This window comes from Deltaproteobacteria bacterium, from assembly GCA_016874735.1.
Taxonomy (GTDB): domain Bacteria; phylum Bdellovibrionota_B; class Oligoflexia; order Oligoflexales; family CAIYRB01; genus CAIYRB01.
In genome coordinates this window covers 68454-93326 of the sequence record VGTI01000002.1, presented here as the reverse complement: position 1 = coordinate 93326, position 24873 = coordinate 68454, and the positions used below count along the sequence as shown (strand labels likewise).

Genomic DNA, 24873 nt, shown 5'->3' with positions numbered 1-24873 from the left:
CAGGCAAAATTCAGATTTACCCGAAGCTTAGCATCATGAGGGCTAGCCTGCACTGGTTTGTCGCGCCTTTAGTTTGGCTATTTGCGATACGAGTTCCAGCCGTTGAATAGGTTTTGTCAGGTAACCATCAAAGCCCTGGCTGAGGCAGCGTTCACGGTCCGCCTTCAGGGCATGCGCCGTAAGTGCGACGATGGGGGCGCGGTAGCCGGCTTTCCTGAGAGTGCGTGTGGCTTCGTAACCATCTAGCTCAGGCATTTGGATATCCATTAATACGATGTCGAATGGAGTCGTCAGTGCCTCTGCAATGCCCGCATGACCACTGTTTACCAGTTTGACGCTGGCGCCATGCCGATTGAGGATGCGCCCTATGAGCATTCTATTGTCTGCAGAATCATCAACGACCAATATGCGCATGCCGTCAAGCGTGATTGGCTGCGGCTGATACTGCGCGGGGGCGGGAATCTGGACGGCGGCATCAATACTGCCGGTATCTATTCTAATCTGAAAGGTGCTGCCGTGGTCGACTTCTGTCCTTAGCAGTATGACATCGCCGCCCAAGGCCTGGGCCAAGCGCCTGGATAAAGCAAGGCCGAGACCAGTGCCGCCAAACTTACGCGTAGTTGAGGCGTCAGCTTGTGAGAACGCTTCAAAAAGTTTACCCGTATTTTCGGGTGCAATCCCCGGTCCTGTATCTGTGACTTCGAGTATAAGTTTGCGCGGCTCTTTCTCATTAGTCAGATAAATGCGTAACGACACGGATCCACGTTGCGTGAATTTAACGGCATTGCCAACGATATTGAAGATGATTTGCTTGAGGCGCAGGGCGTCAGTGGTAATAGTCCGAGGAATTTGACCAACAAAACTGCATTTGTAGTCGATGCCTTTTTCCCGTGCTTGCAATTCAAAACCGGCATTGAGGTCGTCGATGAGCGAGACGAGATTTGTCGGTACAATCTCAATCTCTAGTCGACCGGCCTCAATTTTAGAGATGTCTAGAATATCGTTGATGATACTTGAAACTAGCTCACCATTGCGATTGATCGCCTCAACCGATCTGTCTCTCTCTTCGGAACTTAACTCACCTTTGGCAAGTAATTCAGAAAACCCGAGGACGACCCCTAGGGGGGTTCTGATCTCGTGAGACATATTTGCCAAGAAGTTGGTCTTAGTCTGATTGGCCGCTTCGGCATCTTCTTTGGCTTTTAATAAAGCCTCCTCAGTTATTTTTCTTTCACTAATATCTTGGATTGCGCCGACCATTTGGAGAGGCAACTCATTTCTTAGGCCAAACACGGTGTAGCCACGGTCATGCACATAAGCGTAACTCCCATCGTTTCTTTGGAAGCGGTACTGTTCGCTCCAACTTTGATGTTGGCTAGCGATGTGATGGTTGATACTTGCGACCACTTGATCACGATCATCAGGGTGAATTTTCGATTCCCACCACGTCTGGTTCATGATGCTAGTTTGTACATCATAACCAAAAACAGAGGTCACGGCGTCGCTCCACCACCGTGAGTTTGACTCAATTTGCCAGTCCCAAACGACGTCATTGGTAGCCCGAGCCACGTTAATGAATCGTTGGTAGCTCTGTTGGAGACGAGCTTCCGCTAATTTGGCCTCGCTCACATCCATGACAAAGACGAAAAAACCAATCACTTTGCCGTCTTCTAAAATATCGGGAACATAGGTGCCACTGATGTGCCTCAGTAGTCCGTTTTGTTGCATGATGGGCATTTCAAAATGAACGGTATCACCACTTAACGCGCGTTTCATAAATGGCAATAACGCCTTTGCTACCTCAGGACCGTGAAAACCCTCGACTGTTTGGCCAATCATGGACGCTTTATTGATCTGAAACCATGACTCGTAGGTTTTATTGACACTCAAGTATTTGCAGTCGACGCTTATGTAAGCTATCAGAGCCGGAATCGAATCCATGATAAGTTGTAAATGCGCTTCGCGTTGCGAGAGTACTTGCTCCGTCATTTTGCGATCATGAATGTCGGTGGCTACACCAAGCCACTTAGAGTCGTGACCACTGAGTCGGGGCATCAGCCGGGCGCGGCTCAAATGCCAGCGAAATTGCCCGTCATGGCGACGTATGCGCATCTCGCACTCAAAGGATTGACTTGAGTCTCGTATCGCTTGTTGCCACGCGTCTTGCATGATCTTAATGTCAGCCGGGTGCAAGGCATGCTGCCATCCGCTACCCAAGGCTTGCGCCGGAGCCATGCCGGTGTAGTCGGACCAAAATCGGTTGATGTAAACGTTGCCAGCACTAACGGTCGCAGCCCAGACTATTTGGGGTGCTACCTCGGTCAATGTGCGGTAACTGTCTTCACTGGACCTGAGGCGTTCGGCTGTTTGACCTAGCTTTTGTAGTGTCATAACCAAACGTATGATGAGAATCGTAAAGACTATGCCAGCTGTGGCCGTCACAGTTGGAGATGAGGGAGCGGCTTGCGCTCTAAATTCAGGTAGTGAGTAGGTACGAACCGTCCAAGCATTCCCGAAGATTGTTAATGTTGTGGTTTTGGAAAATTGAGAACTGTTCGTATTAAATTGTCTGTGTAATCCATCTTTGATCCGCGAATAAAGCAAATTGGCTTCTAAGGTATTTAGACCATCGTAGACCTCAAACGAGACTGCTTGGTCATGTTTGTATCGTTCCCCGAAGATACCCTGCATCAGATCGATAGCGCGAAAGGGGCTGTAGATAAAACCCTCGAGGGCTGCCTGACGATCTTCCGGTGTATCAATCCGAGCGTCTCTAGCGTATTTAGGGACATAAAGAAGGAGACCTGGTTGTGGATGGAGGTCTGTCTCCTGCACGAGGCGCACCTTGCCACTTAGGGTTAATTGGCCCGTGTCCCGGGCTAATTCCATAGCGCGGCGGCGCACCCCTTCCGTCATCATATCGTAGCCAAATGCTCGCTGGTTGCGCCAATTGAAGGGCTCAATCAGAGTAATTGGGTAATAAAAGTCGCGTGGCGTATGAGGTCTCACAGAGTAATCTGGAAAACCCTGGGTCCTTATCCCGCGAAGGTGAGGCTCAAGTTCGTCGGCAGGGATTTTAACGACAAAGCCAATACCCTGGATGCCTGGGTATAAGGCGTCTAAATCAATACTTTTGACGTAAGTGGCAAATTCTGAGCGAGAGACGCTGCCACTTGCTTCGAGGAATCCACGCGTTTGGATCAGAGCTTGACCGTAACCAGCCATCCGTTCCTGAATGTCTCGTTCGATATCTTTAGCAGCCAGCTCAAACAATGCTGCGCCTTTAGCGGTGGTATCCTGGCGAGCGATGTACGTGGCCGTAACTGTGAGACCGATGGCTAAGGCGACTACCCCCCATCCAATAAGGCTGATGAGTCGATGATCTTTAAGCCGCCATGCTGCTGGCAGTGAACCTAGAGTTGATGTTTCGCCTGACGTCTCCATCACAATTTTGCCAGTGTTAAAGGGGGCCAAATGCAATGCGGTCGACCGGCTATTACCTAACAGTATTAAAGTGTGATTTAAATGATAATGTCATGATCTCATAAATGGGGAGTGGCTATGTTGCAGACCGTGGGTCTTCTCATCATTTCAAATATGTTTATGACGTTTGCTTGGTACGGGCATCTAAAGCATCTAGCGGACCGGCCGCTATGGCTGGTTGTGCTCATAAGCTGGGGGATCGCTTTTTTTGAATACTGCTTCCAAGTCCCAGGAAATCGCATGGGAGCGATGCAGTTCACCCTACCTCAGTTAAAGATCCTGCAGGAGGTGATTACGCTCAGTGTCTTCTGCGTCTTCGCGGCCTACTATATGGGCGTCAAATTGACATGGAATTATGTGTGGGCAGGACTATGTCTAGTTGGCGCCGTGTTTTTTATTTTCCGCGATGGGGCGGTCGGGTGACTCTGGGCTCTTGGGGATTCTAGGTGTCGTCGTGGCCTTTAACGAATTGCTGAAGGAGCTGGATACCCAGCTCAGCGGCCGATTGTTTGGCCTGATCCAAGTATTTTTCGTCGCAGACAAGTTCTGCGATATCTACTTCGAGGCAACCAGCGACCTTGGCCAGAGACTCTATACTCAGATTTCTAGCATTCTGTTCAAGCATAGAGACATAGCGTAGTGAAACGCCCAGGCGACTGGCCATAGCCTCCTGCGTCAGACCTGCGCGTTGACGGCAGCGTTTGATGTTGGCGGACACTCGTCTTCTAATCGCAATAGCCGTCAAGGTGAGTCCTCCTCTTATAATTTTAGGGGTGTGGAGGGGCTTTGGGCAGCGAACGCATTAATTCCAATTTACGAACTTATAAGTTCGAGGTATGGATGCGCTCGGCCTACCTTCAAAAGCCTCCGGGCCACGCCCCCCTAGGGGGGACCTAAAACCCTTTCCGGTGTTGTGCCCCCAGATGAGTCAACAATGAAATTATCTAATGAAATTAATATTTTAAAGGAATTCTCTGCCGTGGAGGGTGCCGTTTCTAAGCTACTTCCCTCGCCCGCACCAGACGACTGTCATGGAGGATTTGAGCTGGTAGGAGGGCGCTGTATCGCTGCCTGTCCTGCGGGCCCCTCTGATGTTATGGGCGCCACGGGTGACTGCATGGCGCCTCAGGTGAATGCTTTCGGCAGCTATTTTGTCTTTATATTTTCAACGGTTATTTGGTTTTATGTCATTTATCGCATGTCATTACATAGACGACTTTAATAAAATATTAAAATAAATTATAAAAAACTTGATAAAATTTTTAAAATGATTTAGAAAAGGATTTCGTTAACCTATAGTTCTACTGCCAACACCTAGCCCAGGACTTGCCCTATGCAACTATCCGCGCGTATTAAGGCTAAGGCATCAGAAGTCATTCGCTTTGCCAAGCAGCTACTCGTTCCCTTCGAGATAGATGATCTTGCGCGGCAGATCCTCATCAAGGATATCGCGCGGCTGCGTCAACGATTTCATGGCCAGATACCAAAGTCACTCACAGCGACTGACGTAGCAGCCCACCTAGAGTTGCATGACGCTAGCATGCGACTCATCAGTGACCACTGCGTCACCGAGGGATTTCATATTTTAAAGGGTGCCGACTTCTTTCAAGTTGTGAAGACGGAGCACGGACGCCGTCATAACATAGCTGTGGTAAAGCACATCCATGCAGCCTTGATTATCTACTGCGAACACTTGCTTGCCGATCTTCGTGGGGACGTGGCTGGATTGCGCGCTGCGCCAGTTGCTGGAGCTGCGCCTATGATCATACACAGCGCACCAAACAGTGTGTCCACGAGGGCAAGGCCATCCACTACAGCCGCGCCACGGCGTCATTTGCACCTAGTGCACTGAGAGCGTGGATGCAGATTAGCCTAGGACTCAAATGACTCCAGTTTGATGTCGGCCTCGGGCACGCCTGCACTCTGTAGATGGCTAACCGTCAAGTCCATGATGGCTTTAGGTCCGCAAGTCATGTATGTGGCATTGCCGTATGTCCCGGCCAAGGCGCAGGCTAGCTTGTCGTCATCTAGGCGTCCGTGCCAATAGCCTTCGCCACTGAGGTCTTCGCGACTGAGAGTGGTGATAATTTTGACGCCAGTGATTTTCTCGAGCGGAGCTAGATCGGCCGCGCAAATGATGTCGGTTTTTGATCTGTGCGAGACTACCAGGGTCATTTGTGTCGGTGCATCGCTCTGTCCCAGTCTCTGGGCATATTCGCGCAACATACTGACAAAAGGTGTTACGCCACTGCCACCGGCAACCATGACCAAATGCTTCTTGTCAGCGCTAGCATCGTAGACAAACTTTCCGATAGGTCCGCGTGCCCTCAAGATATCGCCCACTTTGACGTGGTCGCAGAGCCAGTTGCTAATCTTACCACCGTCGACCCTTTTGACCGTAACGGCACAATGGGGCACCTGACAAGGAGAGCTCGACATAGTGTACGAGCGTACCAGCGGCTTAGTATCGACATGGTCGAAGCGGAACGTCAGGTATTGTCCTGCGATATAGTCAAAGACCCGACCGCCCTCTTCAGCATCCGTTAAAATGAAGGTGTCGGTATCCAGTGTTTCGTGAATGATTTGCTCAACGCGCAGGTTCATCCATCCGCGTTTAACGCGGCGTGCGTGGCCGCTGGCGTCCGTTACCAAAGTCACTTCATACTCCTGTTATTGTATGCGGCAGATGAGCTACTGCCGCTCGGTACTCGGCCTCGAGGCGTTGAACTAAAGCCGCAACCGTCGGAATGTCTTTAATGAGACCAGAGACCTGCCCAATTTCTAATTCACCATCGTCGAGGTCGCCCTCTAAGATGCCGCGCTTAGCCCGGCCCTTTCCAAGAAGCATGGTCAACGCCTCTTTGTCAGCGCACTTTTGCTCAAGAGCACTCACCTGGTCGAAAAATTTATTTTTCAAAAGGCGCACCGGCACCAGTTCTTTCATAGCAAGTATCGTCGAACCAGGTCCTGCATCGACGATCGCCTGCTTAAATTTAGAATGTGCACTTGATTCCACAGTGGCGGCGAAGCGTGAACCGATTTGAACCCCAGCGGCACCGAGTGCTAAGGCTGCCGCAATACCCCGTCCGTCACCGATGCCACCAGCAGCGATGACGGGGATTTTTACGGCATCAACCACTTGCGGGATCAGCACTAAAGTTGTGATCTCGTCGCGTCCGTTGTGGCCGCCGGCTTCGAACCCTTCTGCAACCACCGCATCGCATCCTGCAGCCTCACACTTGCGGGCTAGGTCCGGACTTGAGGTGACATGCACCACCGTAGCACCGCGATCTTTGAGATAGCCGGTCCAGGTTTTAGGGCTGCCGGCCGAGGTAAAAAAGATCCTGACACCAGCGGCAAGAGCGATATCAATCTGCTCCTGAGCTTTGCTGTAAAGTAGGGGGATGTTGACCCCGAGCGGCTTTGAGGTAAGTGCAAGTGCCTTATCGATATGCAGCTTGAGGAGGTCTGGTTGCATGGAGCCAGCACCGATCAGACCGAGGCCGCCGGCCTCAGAAACTGCCGCCGCTAATTTTGCCCCTGACACCCACACCATACCACCTTGCACGATAGGCTTTGAAATTCCAAATAGCTTTGTAATTGCAGGGCTTTGTATACTCATTACCAACTATCCTGGCTGACCATCGCGCGGTGAATTGCCTATATTCGCGCCTAGTGCATTGCTTGTCAAACACCACTAGTGATAACAGTGGCTGGCCTATCACTGGGGAGTCCCATGACCGTCGGTACCTACAAGCTGCTAGACAGTGGAAATTTCCAAAAATTGGAGCAAGTTGGCGCCTTTAAAATAGTGCGACCAGCGGCGCAGGCTGTCTGGCGTCCGCGTTTGCCGGAGGCCGAATGGCGGAGTGCCGATGCGATGTTCACACGGTTCTCAGGTGGTGACGGCCGCTGGGAGCGACGTAATCGTAAGGTCCCGGAGACCTGGTCGATCGCTATGCCGGGTGGAGGCACTTTTCAAATTAAGCTCACCGACTTTGGGCATTTGGGGATCTTCCCCGAGCAGCAAGCTAATTGGTTACAGCTGCGCGACCTGGTGGCGACGCATGCGGTTGAAGGACGGCAAATCAATGTCCTCAACCTATTCGCTTATACAGGTGGTTCAACCCTAGCGTGTGCCGCAGGTGGTGCCCATGTCGTCCACCTGGATGCCTCCAAAACAAGTGTTGCTTGGGCTCGAGAAAATGCCGAGGTCAGTGGACTTGCCGATCGCCCCATCCGGTGGTTGACGGAGGATGTACAAAAATTTGTGGCCCGCGAGCTTCGTCGTGGCTCTAAATATCATGGCATCATCCTGGACCCACCCAGCTACGGCCGTGGACCCAAAGGCGAGGCCTGGAAGATTGAGGAGATGTTGCCGCCATTACTAGACGAATTACGGCAGCTACTCGCTCCTGACTTCGTGTTTGCGCTGCTGAGCTCCCACTCTGCCGGCTACACGCCGTTAGCCCTCACTAATCTATTGGGCGAATTCGCTCATGTTAAAGGGTGCCAATTTCAGGCCGAAGAGATGGTCGTGGTCGACCAATCGGGGCGCGCGCTTCCGAGTGGGGCGACATGCCTACTCACGACAACCGGCGGCGCATGATGGTGATCACGAGTGTTAAAAATCAGCGCATTAGCCAGGTTTTAGATTTAGGTAAGGCGCGGGAACGTAAAGAGTCAGGATATTTTGCACTGGAGGGTGCGCGAGAAATTGAGCGGGCACTCAACTGCGGCTACAAACCGCATACCGTCTTTTGGTGTCGCTCAGTCTTGTCGCCAGCATCCAGTCAGATCTTATCTATGTTACCGTCCGCGGTGGATCGGCTTGAGGTAGCTCCGCAAGTTTACGCCAAGATCGCAGTGCGCGAGTCAAGTGACGGCATGGTCGTCATCTTTGAGCAGAAGCGACATGACTTGCCAACGCTACCGCAGCGACCATTGCGGCTCATTTTAGCCGTCCAGGGATTAGAGAAACCAGGGAATCTTGGTGCCATTTTGCGCTCATCAGATGCTGCGGGAGCTGATGCTCTCTTTTTGGTTGATCAGCAGGTTGATCTCTACAACCCGCTGGTCTTACGCGCTAGCGTCGGTACTGCCTTTGCACAGACAGTCGTTGCGCTCTCGAGTGGCGAACTGAAACGCCTGGCTACCGAGCGCGGATGGCAAATTGTAGCAGCGGCGTTGCATGGATCTGCTGTGCCTTACACTGATATCGACTATACCCGTCCAACGGTAATTTTGCTGGGCACTGAGGCAGTAGGGTTAACCGCGAATTGGCTACATGAGTCAGACAAAGTAGCTCAAATTCCCATGGCAGGTATAGCCGACTCCCTAAACGTTAGTGTCGCGGGGGCTGTGATGCTTTTCGAAGCACGGCGCCAAATTTCCAGTGCCTCATTGACAGGTTGAAATTGGCGAGGCGCTCGGAGATCCGCTCGCTACAGAATCTATGGGAGCAGTGGGGGCACTGAGGCTCCGTGGGACAGTGCCCGGTGCCGGGATGTTGGCTCCGGCCTCATTAGCGAGTTTTATAAGCGCCAAGGTGTTATCTGAGTTGATATCGACGAACACCGAGAAATAGGCTGATTGCTGATCGCTGCTTCTTGGCCTAGATCCACCCACCGATAGGGTGCCGCTTATTTTACCGTTTACGAAGAGAGGGCCACCAGAGTCTCCCATGGAGTCGACGACTTTGCTGCCAAGCACGCGCTCACTTTCGGTCGCGGTGTAGTCACCAACAAAAATGTTTAGCCCATCGTCGCCGTCGACGACATCTATCGAGCCGTAGTGCTTACTAGCATCGTAATCTCGGCCGGCATTTTGATCGTCGAAATAATCGGTCAAACCATACCCTATCGACACAGCTTTGGTGCCCGGGCCAGGCTTGGCCGTGGCGATTTCGGCATAAGCTCTGGCAATCCCGGTTGGGAATAATAATATTGCGGTATCTCTGCCCACGACCTCGCTATTACTGGTGTCGCCTGTCGATCCGATACTACCAAACGTGAAAGCACGCAGAGCCTTGGTAGCCTTTAGTAGCGGATTGCGGGTGAAGTCCAACCTGTCTCCTTGGACGATGGATAGACCACCGTTAGGAGATGCATCTAGACAATGAGCGGCGGTGATGACAGCTGTTGGGCTGATAAAAGTGCCTGTGCACACGCCAACCGACGAGCCACGTAGCCCCACTAATCTTACAACAGTCGGAAACTCTACAGTGTCCAAACCGTTGACGATGTTCAAACAAGACTTTGCCCCGTCATTGTCGGTTGCCTTGGATGACGCACTTGCAGTGCGCGTGGAGCTTACTCGAGGGCTCGACGGCTCGCTACAAGCGAAAGTCGAGACCACAAGCAGCGTTAACGAGGTGGACCTGGCGAGGCGTAAAGACATCTGGCGTACTCCCGGGGATGCATTTAGCCTCTATGTCTGTACGTATCGGTAAATCACCGCATATCTTGAGCTTGAAATTTAACCCTCTGAAACATATCGAGAAATGTGAGCATCGAAAGCAAAGTTATTGAAGCCGTACCAGCTGCTCAACGGCCCTTGCATCGCCGAATCTTAGGTAAGTGGCGACGTCGTTGGGTCCAGCGGTACCCCCAGTGGTTGACTTCAATTGATGGCCTGCCAAGTCGATACGTAGGCGCAAGGAGTTAAATTTGGTTCCGAAATCAATTTTATTTTCCGTCGCATAATGAAACAAGTTGGCGCCAGATCTGCCGAAGAGGTCGCTACCCTGGATATTCGTGAGCTCTCCGCTTACAGTTTCAGAACCAAGGCTGACTGAATAACTGAGCGGTGCATTGACGCGTGGGCCTGAGAAGCGGGCGTCGACATCAAACAGAATCCGGTTAGCGGTCAATGGCCTCGCCTTACCTTCACAGTCCACGAGGGCAATTTCGTACTCGAGATAGTTTCCCGGGGATCCGTTCGCTAGGGTGGGCGTGAGTAATTCCGCTTTGGTGGTACCTGCCGGTCCACATGGATCCGTCGGACTACCGCCAGCTGCTGGACGCAGACTGGAATCACCCTGGGCACTGAACCCGGACTTTTGTTTGCAGGCAGAGCCGACGCACCAAACACAAGTGAGAATTGCGAGGTAAATTGTGCGTAGCATGATCATTCTCCGCTGGAGCGAGGACTTTCTCGCCTATCGGAAAACGATCTAAGAGCTTAAGATTTAGGACTTGCTTGAGTCCTTGGTAACCTGCCTCTTACTGCCGGCATATAAATCGAAAATCAGTAACTTACAAGGGATACTGCCGTTCATAAGTGGGATCCGGCGTGTCGTCTTCAGACCGATAGACTTGTAAGGTGACTCTTCTGCTGCGAGCAAGGCCGCGCGCCACCCAGTAAAGTTACGCTTGAGCGTGTCACCAATCTCTTTGTACAGGGATTCAAGGTCGCTGCGTGAAGCTTTGGCCAAACGTTCGCCGTAAGGTAGATTGGCAACAAGAATTCCCGACGATGCCGGGACTTCTATTTCTTGGAACTTACCGGTGACAAAGCGTATGTGTTTTTCCACACGCGCCTTCAGTGCGTTACGTTTAGCAAGGCCAACGTAGGTCGGAGAAATGTCACTAGCCATGATCACCTGGGCCGGAGCCTCAGTGCGCTCAGCGCGCCCCTCCTCTTGTACTTGACGCCAGAGGTCTTTATTGAAGCTGCGGAGCCATTCAAACTGAAATTGTCCCTTGGGTCGGTGAATCTGTGGCGCCTTTCTTAGCGCAATCATCGCCGCCTCAATGGCGATGGTACCGCTGCCACACATGGGATCTAAGAATGGTTGAGTCCCGTCATATCCGGTCAAGTGCAGTATCGAAGCAGCCAAAGTCTCCTTGATCGGAGCCGGGTGTCCCTCTTGCCTGTAGCCTCGCTTGTGTAGAGCCTTACCAGAGGTATCAAAGCTCAGAACGCACCGGCCGCCAGCTAGAAAGGCGACTATGATAACCTTGGGTTCTTTGAGGTCCACCTTCGGAAGCTGACCCACGCGACGCTGGAACGAGTCCTGGAGACCTTCGCGTACCTTTTTGCTGATGTCGTTGGCACGCATGAATTCGCTGCCGCGATCACCTGGGACTCCTTCGATCAGGAAGGTGCGCTCCACGTTGAATAGGGCGGGCCAGTCTATGCGACGGGCCTGCGAGTAGAGCATCTCCGGCGATTTGGCTGGAAATTCCTTGATGACCTTAAGGATGCGACTTGCGGTCCGCAATCTTAGGTGCGCTTGATAAAATTGCTCTTCGCTAGCTGAGAAGTGGACGGCCCGGTAGGCTGACTCGATGTTACTGACGCCGAGCTGCGTCAGCTCGGCAATCAGTACTTCTTTGGTCTCTTCTGGACAGGTTGCAATGAGCCGAAGCTCACTGGATTTCATTTTTTCTCCGTGGGTGTCCCTGCAGGTGCTGCGGCGGCCGTGGCTTTGGGTTCCACCGACAACAGTTCGACATCAAATATCAAGGTGGCATTTGGTCCAATGAGTGGACCCGCGCCGCGATCACCATACGCAAGTTCAGAGGGAATAAACAGCTGATATTTAGCTCCTGGCTTCATCAATTGCAATGCCTCAGTCCAGCCCTTAATCACGCCGCTGACCGGAAATTTAGCCGGTTGACCGCGTTTGTAGGAACTGTCGAACTCAGTGCCATTAATCAGTGTACCTTTGTAATTAACGGACACGGTGTCATCGGCCTTGGGTGCATCTCCTTTACCCTCGGCGATCACTTTGTACTGCAGGCCGCTCGCCGTCTTCTTGATGCCGGGTTTGCGGAAGTTTTCGGTTAAGTAGTTCTTACCTTCGGTGGCATTTTTCTCACCAGCAGCTTTGCGTTGTGCCTCGGCCTTAGCCCGCAGGTTCTTATCCAGGTCGGCCATGAGCTTCTGGGTCTCTTCCTGAGTCAGAGGAGACTTCTCGCCAGCTAAAGCCTCTTTCAAACCATTAGTCAGCATGTTCAGATCGACTTCAAGGCCATCGCGTTTGAAGTTGCTGCCGATCTGGTACCCGATCACATAACTAACCTTATCCTGATCGGTCTTCAGGGTCGTCGCAGCATGAGCGTGAGTAACTCCCACAGTGGCTACCGTAGCGACAATAAGCGAGGTGTTGAGCAGCGAATAACGAGCCATGGAACAGTGACCTCAAAATTAGTGTGTTATGGGACTGTGATACCATTAACACCCCAATGTAGCAAAGAGGACGCCGAAAGCCAAAAAAAATAAGGCCCTCACGGGCCCCAGTGTATTTACGGGAAAATTGCTGGCCTTTGACCAGGCGATTGGAACGGGGATTGACTGGGCCCCGCAGCTGGTGGCCCCATCGGTATGCCGTAGGTTGGTGTCGGCATACCGACTTCACCGCTAATGACAACCACGCTCACTGAGGCCGTTTTCACGACCTTTCCGTCAGCACTGGTGCATGCTGCCTTAACCAGATACTGTCCGACATCATTGTAGGCATGGGTACCAGAGATACCACTAGCGGTCGCCCCATCGCCAAAGTCCCAGGAGATTGTAAATCCAGCTGGCATGTAGCAGTAGCCCGTGAAGGCGATCGGTTCGGTAGGTTGCGTTAGCATCGGAACGGCTGCAATGGTGAAACCACCATCCTTTTTCGTGCCATCGATGATGGTCATGGTCATGGATGCTGTAGCAGTGAGGTTGTTCTCGTCCGTCACGATCATTGTGATCGGATAATCACCTACAGTTTTGAAGGTGTAGGGGACACTCAAAGCATCACAGCTCCCCGGTGCTCTGAGAGCAGAGAGTGGAATCTCACCCTCCGGTGTTTTGATTGTGTAATCGGCGCGGATGATGCCGGGGTTGGCACAGTTGCTGGTACCCACAAAACTCGGTGAAACGGTATCGTTCGAGGGCTGAACCGTGGTGGCCGAACCCGTGGCCACTGTCGTGACGCTGCCGTTGTTAAAGATCACTTCGACGCGCGCCGTGGGTGCAGCCGGCTGGCCATCTCCGTTGCCGAGGTTTTGCGGCCCTTCGCCGTCGGTCCCAGGTGACCGGACGTGATAGGAAGCCTGGTTACATGCGGTTATTACTTGAGTCGCTGTTACTGGCAGCATGAGGCCAAATACCAGTCCGATGACTTTAGTGTTGGGTAGCATTCTGATCACTGGGAACTCCTCGGGTTATTTGGCCATATCGCGATAGATCGTGAAGGCGACGCGACGATTCAGCTGTCGGCCTTGATAGTTACCGTTGTCGGCAATGGGCATACTTTCGCCGCGCCCGATAGCGATGATCTTATTGGCTGGAAGGTGATGCTTTTCAATTAACCATTTGCGAATCGTGTCGGCGCGTTTTTGGCTGAGCTCGGCATTGTATTTTTCCGACCCAATCGAATCAGTGTGACCTTCGATGACTAAACGCGTGAACACGGGTTTCGTCATCAGATATCCAGCTAATCTTGATAGCGTGTTGTCGGCGCCCCCGACCACTAAAGACGCCGAGTCGTATTCAAATAGCACATCGTGTATGACGATTTTCTCGCGAGGTTTTGGTGGACCGCTAAACGGATCGGCTTTAGCCTGAGTCACCTGGGAAATCGTTTCAAATTTCTGCACTGGCGTAGGTTTGCTCACCTGTCCAATAGCGTAATTGATCCCGCTGTAAATACGCCAGAAGGGCGAGCTGATACCGTTGATGAGTTGCGTGCCGATTCCGAAATGTCCAGCGAGCTGACTAGTAAAATCATGCTTCGCGCCAAATAAGGTCTCTGCTGAAGATGCTTGGCGCCGCGAGGAAGTGTCAACTTCGCTTACCGGAGCGCTGCCGTAAACTTCCCAAATAAACTTTGTCTGAATAGCTGTTACGAGATAACTGATTGCGCCCGAGGCTATGTACTGATCCGGTAGGGGGACGATCGGTGCTGCAGCGGTGATAGTTTCACCAGGTTGCCGCAGACGATAACCAAGGTTAAGACCGAATTTCGCCTTGCCGTAGGTAGTGTGTCCAGCTACTAAGAAATTTGTGGTGGGTCCGGCGTTAGCGCCTGTATATGGATTGTCCTTAATGCGATTGACGTTGGCCATCACCTGAGCGGCTAGACCGGACTCCTGGTCACCGGCAAACTGATATTTACCATGGATACGAATTTCCGTATTACCCATGGCATTGTATTCACCGTGATAACCGGTCGTCGGAGCATTTTGACTAAGCACTTGCGGTGCACTGAGGCCCATTTCTAGCCCCGGTAACAAGCCAACACCGACATGTAAGTCTGCGCTGAGTATAGCATCCGTAAACCGGGTGTGACTTTGCTCGTCATCTGCAAAATACGGTAACGAATTTGCCTGGTCGTTGAGGAACAAGCCGAAGTTCACTATTCCAGGCTCAAGCACCTGACCGGACTCTACGGTGACGAAGTCCAAGCCGGAGGTTGTGGGATTGAAATTCTGGGTGTCTGCCCCAACGACGTTGCCGTAGCTGACACCTGTAAACAAACTAGGCAGAAGCAGTAGTCCTGCAGTGTGAAGGAGATTTCTCCTTTGCCGCGGATGATTAACTCTCCGGGCTTTTTTTATTCGGTTCCGAATCAGCATATTAGCAGCTCCGCTTCTGGGTATTGGAGAGCCATTCACGTTGGTCTGCGACCCAGCTCTCATAGACCCTATCTGCAAACTCAGTGCCAGAAAGTGGGGACAGTGCGGGTGACTAGTAGACTTTCATTTAGTGAGCGTTCGTGACGACAATCTTGACACTATGCTCCTGGGTGCAACGCACGTACTGTAAACAAAAATAAATTTTAATTAGAAATCAGCAGGTTGAGGTCGTTATCCTGTAACGGTATTTCTGCCATGTCTGGCAACGTTCTTGCACTTCCGAGGTGACGCCATTTGTGGCGTTCTCTGCAGTCCTCCCTTAGAGAAAGATCGAGCAACCAGTGCGATTGAGCAACACACATTCATTCCATGGGCGAACGAGTCTTGAGCGAACGAGCCGCAAGAGATCACGTCGACTTCGGGGACTGCGGTCGTTGCTGCCCCTGGTCAAAAGCCCAGCGAATCAGAGCGCCGGGCTTCTCAGGCAGATTTTTAAATCGGTGAGTGGAACTAACACCATCACTACTACTATCAAGGTATGGGCGCCGCGAGACTTGCGGCTACAACAAACTCTTTTCCATGCGAATGTACCGACCTTCATCCTGAGTAACGATCAAAGGTTTTTAGATTGGAATATCGCCTTTGATATGATTTTTGCGGGTGATGACTCGCTTGCACAAGTGCGTCGAGGCGGCCATGTGAAAGAGTGGTACGCCAAACTCGATAATTACCGGCGGGTGCCGAAGCGTACGGAACAATTATACGGAGAGTCGATACTACCTATCACAGACCGTGAACGGGTGACGTTTTTGTCAGCAAAGTACGGCCGTATTGTGTTTTCGCGTATCATGTCGCCAGTTGTCGATCGGGCCACAGGCCGTATTATAGGTTGGACGGTAGTCCTAAACATCAACTCCGTGAACAGAAGACAAGAATTCTTTACCGATCTTTATGCGGCCATCGCGAAAGAAACTCAGATGATACGTCATGCTGCTGCCGTTGACGGCGTCTTGGGACGGTTCCCTGGGCGTCAGCACTTGCTGCACAGTATCTGCGACAGCTTACCAACGCATGGGCGGATTTTGGAGTTAGGCTGTGGCACTGGGGGCCTCAGCGCGATGCTTGCTGTTGAAGGGTTAAAAGTCACCGCCGTAGATGACGATGTGCATCAGTTACGCGTGGCGCGCGAGCGATGCCGTGATTTTCTGAACATCAAATTCGTCCGAGGCTCGGCTAGTCAGTCCGGGAAACTTCCGAGCCATAAATTCGACGGCGTAGTGTTCAACGCCCTGTTGATGGATACTGCAACTATCGTTACGTCTGTCTCTGAATTGTATCGATGCCTAAAACCGAATGGCAACGTCGCAATCATCATGCGCAGTGACCAGGGAACAATCGACGCTCTCTTTGATGCCGTTAAGGGGAGTCTCGAGTCTCAAGGTCGGTTCGAAAACCTGAAGCACCAGTTCAGCCAGGTGGCTAAATTTCAGTCTGCCATAGGCGCTGCCCATAAAATTGGGGAGCTTCCTCGTGAAGCCTTAGTCCTTGAAAAGCTGAGTTTCCTTGGTTTTGCGGTTGACGGGGTTGATCGTGATGCTGATGATGGGCACACGATCGTGATCAAAGCCCGTAAGTAAGGAGACCTCATGTCTGGGAAGAGCAGAAAAAAAGAAGTAGAAAAAGCTCAGGACTCAATTGATTTTTCGAAGTACCGCTACCAACTCGAGCTCGATACCACTCTGGGTACAGTGAAGCTTGATTTCTGGCCTGAAGTGGCGCCCAACCACTGCAAAAATATGCTTGGCCTAGCCATGATCGGGTTCTACGACAACTTGATTTTCCATCGCGTCGTACCGGGCTTCGTGATCCAGGGTGGTTGCCCAAGCGGCACTGGTACCGGGGGACCTGGATATCATGTGGATGCGGAATTCAATGAATCGCCGCACGATCCGGGCGTTCTGTCGATGGCGCGAGCCCAAGACCCCAATTCTGCTGGTAGCCAGTTTTTCCTCTGTCTGGAAAAAGTTCCGTTCCTCGATCGGCAGTACACTGCCTTCGGCAAGACGGCCGATGACGCCAGCTTGGCCGTAGTCCAGTCGATTGGGAAGGTGAAAACAGCTTCGGGAGATCGCCCAGTTAGCGATGTGGTGATTAAATCTGCCAAAGTTTTGTCTAGCCCTCTCTAAAGTCCTCCCTGAGATCAGCCGATAAGCTGGATGACCCCGAGAATTCGGAGTAATATCGGGGTTGTTACCTTCGCTTCCAAGCACCCCCCCCTGCACTCGTGGGGTGCGGATTAGGGAGGTGACCATCTTGCACTCGGTTTAGGCGGTTCGGCCGCTGGGAGGTCATCATGGAAAATCTGCTGGGTTACGGTTGGTTACTCGCTGCTGCTCCGGTCGGAGGCTGGCTCGCAATTGGCGCCTGCGTTCTGACCCTCGGGTTCCTCGGAGCACCATTTGCTCTGTGGACACTGGGCGTTGCCGCGATGATGTGGGTCACAGGCGCACCGGTGCCGGTTTTAGCAGCGGTGTCAGGGGGTCTTATGCTACTTAACCTTCCCCCGATTCGTCGCGTAGCACTTTCGATTCCGATCGCGAAGCTGATGGACCGGTTGAAGCTAATGCCCGTCATTTCTGAGACAGAGCGCGTCGCGCTTGAAGCGGGCACCACGTGGGTGGATGCGGAGCTTTTCTCAGGGCGGCCAAACTACGATCAAATCCGTAATGAGCCGTACGCCAAAATCCCTGCGAGCGAACAGGCTTTCCTCGAAAATCAGGTCAAAACGGTCTGCTCGCTAGCCTCTGACTGGGAGATCTACAAAAACAAGGACCTACCCCCTGCGGTCTGGGACTACCTGAAGAAAGAACGGTTCTTCGGTATGATCGTCCCGAAAGAGTACGGTGGGCTCGGGTTCACTGCGGCCGGACACAGCGAAGTGATTGCTCACTTAGCAACCCACTCCGGGCCGCTGGCCATAACGGTCATGGTGCCTAACTCCCTCGGTCCGGCTGAGCTCCTGGCTCATTACGGTACCGACAAGCAAAAGCAATACTACCTGCCGCGGCTTGCTCGTGGGGACGAGATTCCCTGTTTTGCTTTGACGGAGCCCAATGCGGGGTCCGATGCAGGATCGCTTCAGTCCAGTGCGACTGTATTCCGCGGCGAAGATGGGCATCTCTATCTGCGCCTCAACTGGGATAAGCGTTATATTACCCTTGCTGCGGTTGCCACTCTAGTCGGGCTTGCGGTGCGGCTGTACGACCCGGAAAATCTACTCGGCAAAGGTAAAGACCTCGGAATCACCTGCGTGCTGGTGCCGGCCAATACCAAGGGCGTCGTGCTCGGGCAGCGTCATAACCCCATGGGTGTGCCGTTCTACAACTGCCCGACTTCGGGTAAAGATGTCATCGTGTCGGTTGACCAAATCATTGGCGGGGCCGACGGTGCAGGCCGGGGCTGGCAAATGTTGATGGAATGCTTGGCTGCAGGGCGTGCAGTATCGCTTCCGTCGCAAGCTGCGGGTGGAGCTAAGCTCATGACGCGTCTTGCGAGTGCCTATGCTGTTGTGCGTCGTCAGTTTGGGATCTCTATCGGCCAGTTTGAAGGCATTGAAGAACCACTTGCACGGATTACCGGCATCACATACGCGATGGAAGCTGCGCGCGTATTCACGATTGGTGCGGTGGATGCTGGCAAGAAGCCTGCCGTGGTCTCAGCTATTGCAAAGTACAACCAAACCGAGCTGGGTCGGAAGGTGGTCAACGACACCATGGACGTGCTGGGTGGTGCAGGCATTTCGCGCGGTCCCCGTAACCAAGTAGCGAATGCCTACATCTCCGCCCCCATCAGCATTACCGTCGAAGGCGCCAACATACTGACGCGGACAATGATTATTTTCGGTCAAGGTGCAATCAGGTGCCATCCCTACGCTTACAAAGAAGTAAAAGCACTGATGGACAAGGACTACGCGTCTTTTGACCGCGCTTTCTGGGGTCACGTCGGACATGTAGTACGCAATGCCTGCCGCTCGGTCGTGCTGAGTTTCAGCCGCGGTCGCCTTGCCGCTGCTCCTAGTAGTCCGGTTGCGCGCTATTACCGCAAACTTTCCTGGGCTTCGGCATCGTTTGCCATTATGGCAGATATCGCGATGGGTAGTCTCGGAGGCAGTTTGAAGCTGAAGGAGAAGCTTACAGGTCGCTACGCTGATGTTTTATCATGGATGTATCTGGCGACGGCCATTCTTCGCCGCTATGAGGCTGAGGGCTGTAAGGCAGAACACAGGGTGGCGTTCGAATGGGCGATCCAGTATGCATTCGCCGAAATGCAAAAGGCATTCGACGGCATCTTCAGTAATTTCCAGGTGCCTGGAATCGGTTGGTTCTTCCGCGGTCCCATTGCATTCTGGTCTCGACTGAACCGCCTCGGTTCCATGCCGTCTGATCAGCTCGGTCATGATCTCGCTAAGGCGATTCAGCAGCCAGGAGCCTTCCGTGATGACATGACCCGAGGTATCATCGGAGACCTTCTGCCTGCCAGCAACAATTTGATCGAACATGCGTTCACGTTGTCGCATCTAGCCACTGATGTACTGGCGAAGATTACTAAGGCGGTTAAGGCCGGAAAATTGCCGAAACGTCGCGCCAACCTTTTGGTTAAAGAGGCGCTCGCAGCGCAAGTGATAACGGACAAAGAAGCAGCACTCTTGGAATCGGCTAACACGGCACGGGAAGAGGCGGTCAAAGTTGACTCCTTTACACTTGACGAGTTCCGACCAACTCTGCTCGACTCAGAGGTCAACCGTCGTGGTTTTGGCACCTGAGTTAGTTTGGGTCAAATGAGTCAGCGGTAAGATCACGGCCATGGACACGGAACGAAGATGAAGAAGTTAGGGTGGTGGGGATTAGGCGGTGGTGTCGTGATCTTACTTGCAGCTATCGTGACCGCGGGTCAAATGGGTGAGACCTCTCACGCTTTTGCCCGCGGTTCGGTCGTTATAGGTGAAGAGTTAGTGGCTAGTGCTCGCGGAGTGCAGACACTTTTCATCATTGCGACAGGGCCTGATCGACCGATGCCGTTAGGGGCATTTCGTAAGACTCTGGGGACCGACGCCCAAGGTGAGTTTTATGAGTTTGTGCTGACCAAAGATAACATGCAGCGCATGATGGGCGATGAGCCCTGGCCTGATACCTTCAAACTCAAGGCCAGATTGGATGTCGATGGCACTGCGGGCCCCGATCAGCCTGGAGACTTAGTCGGCGAGGTTTATCCTGTTAGGTTGGGTGACGAAGGTGTAACCATCAAGATCAACCGACTCATAGCCCCGTGACTTGCCGGAGCTGGCAGAGAGTTATCTCCTGGCGCGAAAAAACTCCTTCAATATAGCGCCACAATCCCCGGCTAGAACGCCGCCCTCCACGGGGAGTCGATGGTTTAGTCGCGTGTCCTCGTGAATGCGGTAGAGGCTACCCAGGGCACCAGCCTTAGGGTCAATGGCTCCAAACACGACACGATCGAGTCGCGCTTGATAAATGGCGCCAGCACACATGATGCAAGGCTCAAGGGTAACGTAGAGAGTGCAGCCGCTAAGTCGCCAGCTACTAAGAGCGCGACAGGCAGCTGAAATAGCCTCTGTCTCTGCATGACTAATAGCCTCCTGACGCTCCTCGCGCGTATTGCTACCGCTCGCGATGAGTCGATTCTCATGGACTATCACGGCGCCAACCGGGACTTCACCACGTTGAGCTGCCGCCCTGGCAAGGACCAGCGCTTCTTGCATCCATTTTAGGTCTTCAACTTTAGATTCAATCACTAGATTTCCATCAAACCAAATTAGCTAGACGCGCGTGATCAACACTCGCCAAGTGTTTAGCGATATTACCCAAGCGGCGCAAGCCAAGGTGGGCCATAATATCATCCGGGGCCATTCCCTGGGCGATAAGGTGAGTGACGGCAAAATGCCGCAGTTGCTCGGTGTTAAGGCTCTTGGTGCCGACTTTGTCGCCCAGTTCGTAGACGATGAACTTGAGGCCGTGGCGCGTCATATTGGGCAAGGGGCAGCTGGCGTCTCGTCCCTTAAAAGAGATGAACATCAGCTTTTCTTTTGCCTGAGAAAGCACGGGGTGATTGAGCGTGTGGTATTGCCGCTGGTAGGCGGCAAGTAAGCGGTGGGACTCAGGACCCAGGCGTATCGAACGGGCACGAGAACCTCCGATGTGAAGATAAGCGGTCGCGAGGTCTGTCATGAGATCGGACCACCTTAGGGCGATGATCTCGTTGGCCTTGATCCCCTCGTAGGCAAGCAGCGCAATAATAGCCGCGTCGCGGGTCCCCTTCCAGCTGGGCTGACTTTGGCTCGCGGCCTCCAGTAACCGTGCTATGACTTCGATCTCCAGTCCGCGGCGCAGACGATCATCACGCTGCGGGATGGCAACGGAGTCAAAGGGGCTGGCTTTTACCAGCGATTTGTCGGTTAGAAACCGGAAATACTGCCGAATTCCGATGACGGTGCGGCGCACGGAATTCTCCCGCTCAGTGAGGTCCGCACGCAAATGATCTTGATAGGCCAACAGGGTGCCTGGCTCAATTTGATCCACAGTCAAGCGATGGTTCCGCAAATAATTGACAAACCCGCTAGCATCGCGACAGTAGGATTCGATGGTCGCTGGCTGCTTGCCTCGCGACTTGAGGTGCTCTGCAAATAGGGTGACGCTGTTTTGATCCAGGATCACGGTCGCTCCTCCTTTTGCCAGATCTCAGCCTATCATTTCGTATCCTGACAGCCCTGTGTGGGTAATTCAATGAGAACTGCCATCATCCTTGGCTGCCATGGTAGACTGAAGGCTCGGACTAGATCAATGAGCGAGGCTCCACCGTGAAATCGCGATTCCTGTTTCTAGCGGCCATAGCGAGCTGCACCCAATTGGCCTGGGTGCGTCCAGAGCTTCTTACAAAAGCTAAGCCCGCCGTGGATAGTGGGCGCTTGGACTATTTTGTCCTTAAGATAAACGGACAGTCTGTGCGATTGAAGGATGGCCAGGAAGTCTCAGTCATGCGCGGAGATGAATTAGAGGTGGCAGAGGCCAAGCTGATCTCACCAGAGGTCGCAGTTAAGCAAGTGGATATCATTGGATTTAAAAGTCCCAGTAAAATCGTGGGCGAGGACCGTGGAGTTCGGTTCAGGACCGATCGTCTCAGTTCATGGTATTCAGAGGGGCGACGCGGTGAAGTCTGGTCCATTTTGGCAACGTCACAAGACATCTTACACGGTGCAGCCTTTATCCGTGTTATCGACCCCAGTTTGCGATACGCAGAGATCCGTATAAATCAGCAGCTCAAAATTGTGCGACCAGGCGACGAAGTCACGGTGAAGGCTAGCGACCAATTTAAAGTGGATAGAGTGGTCACTAATCTCGGTGACGATGCGTCGGTGAAAGTGCGGTTTGCCAATCAATCAGTTGACGGAAAATATGAGATTAGGTTTGAACGTGATCGGCGTGTATTCGCGGTGATCCCAGTGACTGTGACGGAGTAACCGCGTCATGGCACCGCGAGCGGCAGCAGAGCGAAGACGGATGGGAGAATTTGCCGCTATCGCACTTATTTCGGTAGTCCTGGTGCTTTTGTCACGGCTAGAGACTAGGCTATTCGGGCTGAGCGAAACCTTCGCCAAAAATCAGGACTTTGTGACCACGGTCGTCTACTTCGGCCTGATCAACTTTAACGTCATCCTCATCCTGACTTTAGGTTTTCTCCTCTTTCGTAACGTTGCCAAGTTGGTAGTCGAGCGCCGCCGCGGAGTCTTCGGAAGCAATCTGCGGACCAAGTTGGTTGCAACCTTGGTATTTTTTGCGTTAGCACCAACCATTCTATTCTTTTACGTATCGGCGCGCTTTATCGTGAATAGTTTCGATGAGTGGTTTTCGGACAAAGTGCGCGCCACAATGGAAGAGACCCGGCAAGTTAGCGAGCGCGTATACAGGCAGGATCAACGGCGCCTTGAGAGTTTGGCTAAAGTCGCAGGGCAGCGGCTGAGATCCGCACTAATTGAGCCGCCGGTCATTGGGGCATATAAACTTACCATACCAGCTCATTTACTGGATGCATTCGATACTCAGTACGGTCTAGATCAGGTGTCCGTTTACGACCGCGGGGGCAAATTATTATGGTCGAGTCGTCCTACAAGCCAGAAGCAAAGTAGTGAAGCGGATCCGTTTGTCACTGAAATTCTTGAGAGGTTTAGCCGTAACCCTGGCATGCAGTCCGCCAGTGCTGTGATCGGTGAATCGCAGCAGGATGTAGTCAAAGGGGTAGCTCCACTGCTGCAAAATCAGACCCGGCGCCTCATCGGATTAGTAGTTGCCGAAACTCGATTCGAAACACAGATGCTTCGGAGCATTGAGGCTGTTCAGAATAGTTTTGCCAATCTCAGGCCTGGGGCGCAGTTAATCAAGTTAAGTTATCTGATTTTGTTAATAGTCATGACCTTATTAGTGCTGTTCTCTGCTGTCTGGCTCGGATTTTATGTCGCTCGTGGTATCACAGATCCGATTCGCGCCTTGGCCGAAGGTACGCGGGAGGTAGCTCTTGGTAATTATGGTGTGGCGTTGGCTGCTCGGACCGAAGATGAGACCGGACAGCTCGTCCGTTCGTTTAACCTGATGACCCATGACTTACAGCGTCATAGGTCGCTAGCCGAGGTGGCACGTAAACAGCTTGTTAGAAGTAACGATGAGCTTGATAGACGACGCAAGTACATGGAGGTGATTCTAAAAAGTATCACCACCGGCGTTATTGCCTTTGACAACAATGGCTGTATCACTGCCGTTAACGATGCAGCTGAACAGATTCTCGGCCTAAATGCCTCAAAATTAATTGGTGTGCCGGTAAGATCGGCTTTTGATGCCGAGCTGTACGCGGCACTTTGGTTGCCTGTTGCAGACGGTCTGTCGTCACACGATCTCTATAGCGCTCAACTTGAAGTAGTGATCGCTGGCCGTCCACAGACACTCCTTTTGGATGGTGCCCGTATTGCTGATGAGGCTGGTGTAGATTTGGGGATTGTCGTCATTTTTGATGATGCAACAGAGAAAGTCAAATTGCAGCGGATTGCTGCATGGCGGGAGGTCGCCAGACGCATTGCTCATGAGATCAAAAACCCTGTGACACCAATTAAGTTGAGCGCTCAGCGGTTACTACGGCGCTTCCATGAAAAATTTGCTGGTGAAGATTTGGAGGTTTTTGAATCGTGTTTGCAAACGATTCTGAAACAGGTGGATTCGCTGCGTGATTTGGTCAATGAATTCTCGAAGTTTTCCAGGCTGCCTCAAGTACAACTGCAAATGGCGTACATTAACACAGTCATAGCTGATGTTGCTGGTCTATACAAAATGAGTTACCCCACGATCAATTTTGATACTCAGGGACTTGGGCAAATCCCTAATTTTCCGATTGATACAGATCAGATGAACCGCGTTTTTGTGAACCTTGTCGAGAATGCGATCGCCGCTATTCCTGATGATCGTCCCCAACCGAAGATCAGTTTCAAATCATCAATGTTGGATGATTTAAGCACAGTACGGATCGAAGTTATGGATAATGGTGCCGGTATTCCGCATCAGTTTCGTGATCGGGTAATGGAGCCTTATTTTTCGACCAAAGATGGTGGTACGGGCCTAGGTTTAGCGATTGTTGCACAGATTATAACGGATCATGGTGGTTATCTAAGATTACTCGACAATGAGCCTTGTGGTACGCGTATCGTCATTGAACTGCCGACTGGTGGGACATTGGTATAGGAAAAGTTCAGATCGCAAAAAAGGGGAAC

23 protein-coding genes are annotated in these 24873 nt (G+C 52.3%); 11 read left to right on the top strand and 12 right to left on the bottom strand.

The features are described from left to right. Positions 1 to 42: 42 nt before the first annotated feature. Positions 43 to 3480: a PAS domain S-box protein gene (locus FJ146_01980; protein ID MBM4250719.1), complete on the bottom strand. Its 3438-nt coding sequence runs from the start codon at positions 3478 to 3480 to the stop codon at positions 43 to 45. Positions 3481 to 3561: 81 nt separating this feature from the next. Here FJ146_01980 and FJ146_01975 point away from each other — a divergent pair, with 81 nt between their 5' ends. Continuing rightward, entirely contained in the window at positions 3562 to 3906 is a 345-nt protein-coding gene (locus FJ146_01975) for a DMT family protein (protein ID MBM4250718.1), read from the top strand. Positions 3907 to 3925: 19 nt separating this feature from the next. Here the strand turns inward: FJ146_01975 and FJ146_01970 are convergent, their stop codons facing one another. Beyond that, positions 3926 to 4228, bottom strand: coding sequence for a helix-turn-helix transcriptional regulator (locus FJ146_01970; protein MBM4250717.1), 303 nt, complete (start codon positions 4226 to 4228; stop codon positions 3926 to 3928). Between the two features lie 189 nt (positions 4229 to 4417). On the opposite strand from FJ146_01970, the gene FJ146_01965 reads away from it, so the two are divergent. Together FJ146_01965 and FJ146_01960 are read left to right on the top strand one after the other, a co-directional pair. After that, on the top strand, positions 4418 to 4705 hold the full coding sequence (locus tag FJ146_01965) for a hypothetical protein (protein ID MBM4250716.1): 288 nt from the start codon (positions 4418 to 4420) through the stop codon (positions 4703 to 4705). 111 nt (positions 4706 to 4816) lie between these two features. Continuing rightward, positions 4817 to 5335 (top strand): hypothetical protein, encoded by a 519-nt coding sequence (locus FJ146_01960; GenBank protein ID MBM4250715.1) that lies wholly within the window; start codon positions 4817 to 4819, stop codon positions 5333 to 5335. Positions 5336 to 5355: 20 nt separating this feature from the next. On the opposite strand, the gene FJ146_01955 is transcribed toward FJ146_01960, so the two are convergent. Continuing rightward, positions 5356 to 6141, bottom strand: coding sequence for a hypothetical protein (locus tag FJ146_01955; GenBank protein MBM4250714.1), 786 nt, complete (start codon positions 6139 to 6141; stop codon positions 5356 to 5358). Position 6142: 1 nt separating this feature from the next. Next, entirely contained in the window at positions 6143 to 7105 is a 963-nt protein-coding gene (locus tag FJ146_01950; GenBank protein MBM4250713.1) for a nitronate monooxygenase, read from the bottom strand. 114 nt (positions 7106 to 7219) lie between these two features. Between FJ146_01950 and FJ146_01945 the strand changes: the two genes are divergently transcribed. Both FJ146_01945 and FJ146_01940 read left to right on the top strand, forming a co-directional pair. Continuing rightward, a complete protein-coding gene (locus tag FJ146_01945; GenBank protein ID MBM4250712.1) occupies positions 7220 to 8092 on the top strand; it encodes an SAM-dependent methyltransferase in 873 nt (290 codons plus the stop codon). Further along, complete coding sequence (locus FJ146_01940) at positions 8062 to 8898, top strand: RNA methyltransferase (GenBank protein ID MBM4250711.1); 837 nt, start codon at positions 8062 to 8064, stop codon at positions 8896 to 8898. The genes FJ146_01945 and FJ146_01940 overlap by 31 nt, the downstream gene beginning before the upstream one ends. Here the strand turns inward: FJ146_01940 and FJ146_01935 are convergent. From FJ146_01935 to FJ146_01910, 6 genes are all read right to left on the bottom strand, one after another. Then, positions 8884 to 9882 (bottom strand): trypsin-like serine protease, encoded by a 999-nt coding sequence (locus tag FJ146_01935; protein MBM4250710.1) that lies wholly within the window; start codon positions 9880 to 9882, stop codon positions 8884 to 8886. The genes FJ146_01940 and FJ146_01935 overlap by 15 nt on opposite strands. A 124-nt stretch (positions 9883 to 10006) precedes the next feature. Next, positions 10007 to 10609, bottom strand: a complete 603-nt coding sequence (locus FJ146_01930) for a hypothetical protein (protein MBM4250709.1) — start codon at positions 10607 to 10609, stop codon at positions 10007 to 10009. A 63-nt stretch (positions 10610 to 10672) separates the two neighbouring features. After that, complete coding sequence (locus FJ146_01925; protein ID MBM4250708.1) at positions 10673 to 11869, bottom strand: class I SAM-dependent RNA methyltransferase; 1197 nt, start codon at positions 11867 to 11869, stop codon at positions 10673 to 10675. Continuing rightward, on the bottom strand, positions 11866 to 12618 hold the full coding sequence (locus FJ146_01920; GenBank protein ID MBM4250707.1) for an FKBP-type peptidyl-prolyl cis-trans isomerase: 753 nt from the start codon (positions 12616 to 12618) through the stop codon (positions 11866 to 11868). The genes FJ146_01925 and FJ146_01920 overlap by 4 nt, the downstream gene beginning before the upstream one ends. A 116-nt stretch (positions 12619 to 12734) precedes the next feature. Continuing rightward, positions 12735 to 13619, bottom strand: a complete 885-nt coding sequence (locus FJ146_01915) for a PKD domain-containing protein (GenBank protein ID MBM4250706.1) — start codon at positions 13617 to 13619, stop codon at positions 12735 to 12737. Between the two features lie 15 nt (positions 13620 to 13634). Then, a complete protein-coding gene (locus tag FJ146_01910; GenBank protein MBM4250705.1) occupies positions 13635 to 15110 on the bottom strand; it encodes an OmpA family protein in 1476 nt (491 codons plus the stop codon). A 437-nt stretch (positions 15111 to 15547) separates the two neighbouring features. On the opposite strand from FJ146_01910, the gene FJ146_01905 reads away from it, so the two are divergent. From FJ146_01905 to FJ146_01890, 4 genes are all read left to right on the top strand, one after another. Continuing rightward, entirely contained in the window at positions 15548 to 16684 is a 1137-nt protein-coding gene (locus FJ146_01905; GenBank protein MBM4250704.1) for a class I SAM-dependent methyltransferase, read from the top strand. A 9-nt stretch (positions 16685 to 16693) separates the two neighbouring features. Continuing rightward, complete coding sequence (locus FJ146_01900) at positions 16694 to 17233, top strand: peptidylprolyl isomerase (GenBank protein ID MBM4250703.1); 540 nt, start codon at positions 16694 to 16696, stop codon at positions 17231 to 17233. Positions 17234 to 17400: 167 nt separating this feature from the next. Then, positions 17401 to 19869, top strand: coding sequence for an acyl-CoA dehydrogenase (locus FJ146_01895; protein ID MBM4250702.1), 2469 nt, complete (start codon positions 17401 to 17403; stop codon positions 19867 to 19869). A 57-nt stretch (positions 19870 to 19926) separates the two neighbouring features. Next, positions 19927 to 20376: a hypothetical protein gene (locus FJ146_01890; protein MBM4250701.1), complete on the top strand. Its 450-nt coding sequence runs from the start codon at positions 19927 to 19929 to the stop codon at positions 20374 to 20376. Between the two features lie 21 nt (positions 20377 to 20397). Here the strand turns inward: FJ146_01890 and FJ146_01885 are convergent, their stop codons facing one another. Together FJ146_01885 and FJ146_01880 are read right to left on the bottom strand one after the other, a co-directional pair. Next, positions 20398 to 20826 carry a nucleoside deaminase gene (locus FJ146_01885; GenBank protein MBM4250700.1) on the bottom strand — a complete coding sequence of 143 codons (429 nt, stop codon included), beginning with the start codon at positions 20824 to 20826 and terminating at the stop codon, positions 20398 to 20400. A 43-nt stretch (positions 20827 to 20869) separates the two neighbouring features. Next, positions 20870 to 21778, bottom strand: a complete 909-nt coding sequence (locus FJ146_01880) for a hypothetical protein (GenBank protein ID MBM4250699.1) — start codon at positions 21776 to 21778, stop codon at positions 20870 to 20872. Positions 21779 to 21921: 143 nt separating this feature from the next. Between FJ146_01880 and FJ146_01875 the strand changes: the two genes are divergently transcribed. Together FJ146_01875 and FJ146_01870 are read left to right on the top strand one after the other, a co-directional pair. Beyond that, positions 21922 to 22581, top strand: coding sequence for a hypothetical protein (locus FJ146_01875; GenBank protein MBM4250698.1), 660 nt, complete (start codon positions 21922 to 21924; stop codon positions 22579 to 22581). A gap of 7 nt (positions 22582 to 22588) precedes the next feature. Next, positions 22589 to 24844 (top strand): HAMP domain-containing protein, encoded by a 2256-nt coding sequence (locus FJ146_01870; GenBank protein MBM4250697.1) that lies wholly within the window; start codon positions 22589 to 22591, stop codon positions 24842 to 24844. The last annotated feature ends 29 nt before the right edge of the window (positions 24845 to 24873 follow it).

Bases quoted from the DNA above. Each gene is read 5' to 3' on its own strand.
- FJ146_01870 (MBM4250697.1), top strand. From the start codon at position 22,589: ATGGCACCGCGAGCGGCAGCAGAGCGAAGACGGATGGGAGAATTTGCC.
- FJ146_01920 (MBM4250707.1), bottom strand. From the start codon at position 12,618: ATGGCTCGTTATTCGCTGCTCAACACCTCGCTTATTGTCGCTACGGTA.
- FJ146_01900 (MBM4250703.1), top strand. From the start codon at position 16,694: ATGTCTGGGAAGAGCAGAAAAAAAGAAGTAGAAAAAGCTCAGGACTCA.
- FJ146_01925 (MBM4250708.1), bottom strand. From the start codon at position 11,869: ATGAAATCCAGTGAGCTTCGGCTCATTGCAACCTGTCCAGAAGAGACC.
- FJ146_01960 (MBM4250715.1), top strand. From the start codon at position 4,817: ATGCAACTATCCGCGCGTATTAAGGCTAAGGCATCAGAAGTCATTCGC.
- FJ146_01975 (MBM4250718.1), top strand. From the start codon at position 3,562: ATGTTGCAGACCGTGGGTCTTCTCATCATTTCAAATATGTTTATGACG.
- FJ146_01945 (MBM4250712.1), top strand. From the start codon at position 7,220: ATGACCGTCGGTACCTACAAGCTGCTAGACAGTGGAAATTTCCAAAAA.
- FJ146_01890 (MBM4250701.1), top strand. From the start codon at position 19,927: ATGAAGAAGTTAGGGTGGTGGGGATTAGGCGGTGGTGTCGTGATCTTA.
- FJ146_01895 (MBM4250702.1), top strand. From the start codon at position 17,401: ATGGAAAATCTGCTGGGTTACGGTTGGTTACTCGCTGCTGCTCCGGTC.
- FJ146_01935 (MBM4250710.1), bottom strand. From the start codon at position 9,882: ATGTCTTTACGCCTCGCCAGGTCCACCTCGTTAACGCTGCTTGTGGTC.
- FJ146_01965 (MBM4250716.1), top strand. From the start codon at position 4,418: ATGAAATTATCTAATGAAATTAATATTTTAAAGGAATTCTCTGCCGTG.
- FJ146_01885 (MBM4250700.1), bottom strand. From the start codon at position 20,826: ATGCAAGAAGCGCTGGTCCTTGCCAGGGCGGCAGCTCAACGTGGTGAA.
- FJ146_01930 (MBM4250709.1), bottom strand. From the start codon at position 10,609: ATGCTACGCACAATTTACCTCGCAATTCTCACTTGTGTTTGGTGCGTC.
- FJ146_01950 (MBM4250713.1), bottom strand. From the start codon at position 7,105: ATGAGTATACAAAGCCCTGCAATTACAAAGCTATTTGGAATTTCAAAG.
- FJ146_01910 (MBM4250705.1), bottom strand. From the start codon at position 15,110: ATGAGAGCTGGGTCGCAGACCAACGTGAATGGCTCTCCAATACCCAGA.
- FJ146_01940 (MBM4250711.1), top strand. From the start codon at position 8,062: ATGCCTACTCACGACAACCGGCGGCGCATGATGGTGATCACGAGTGTT.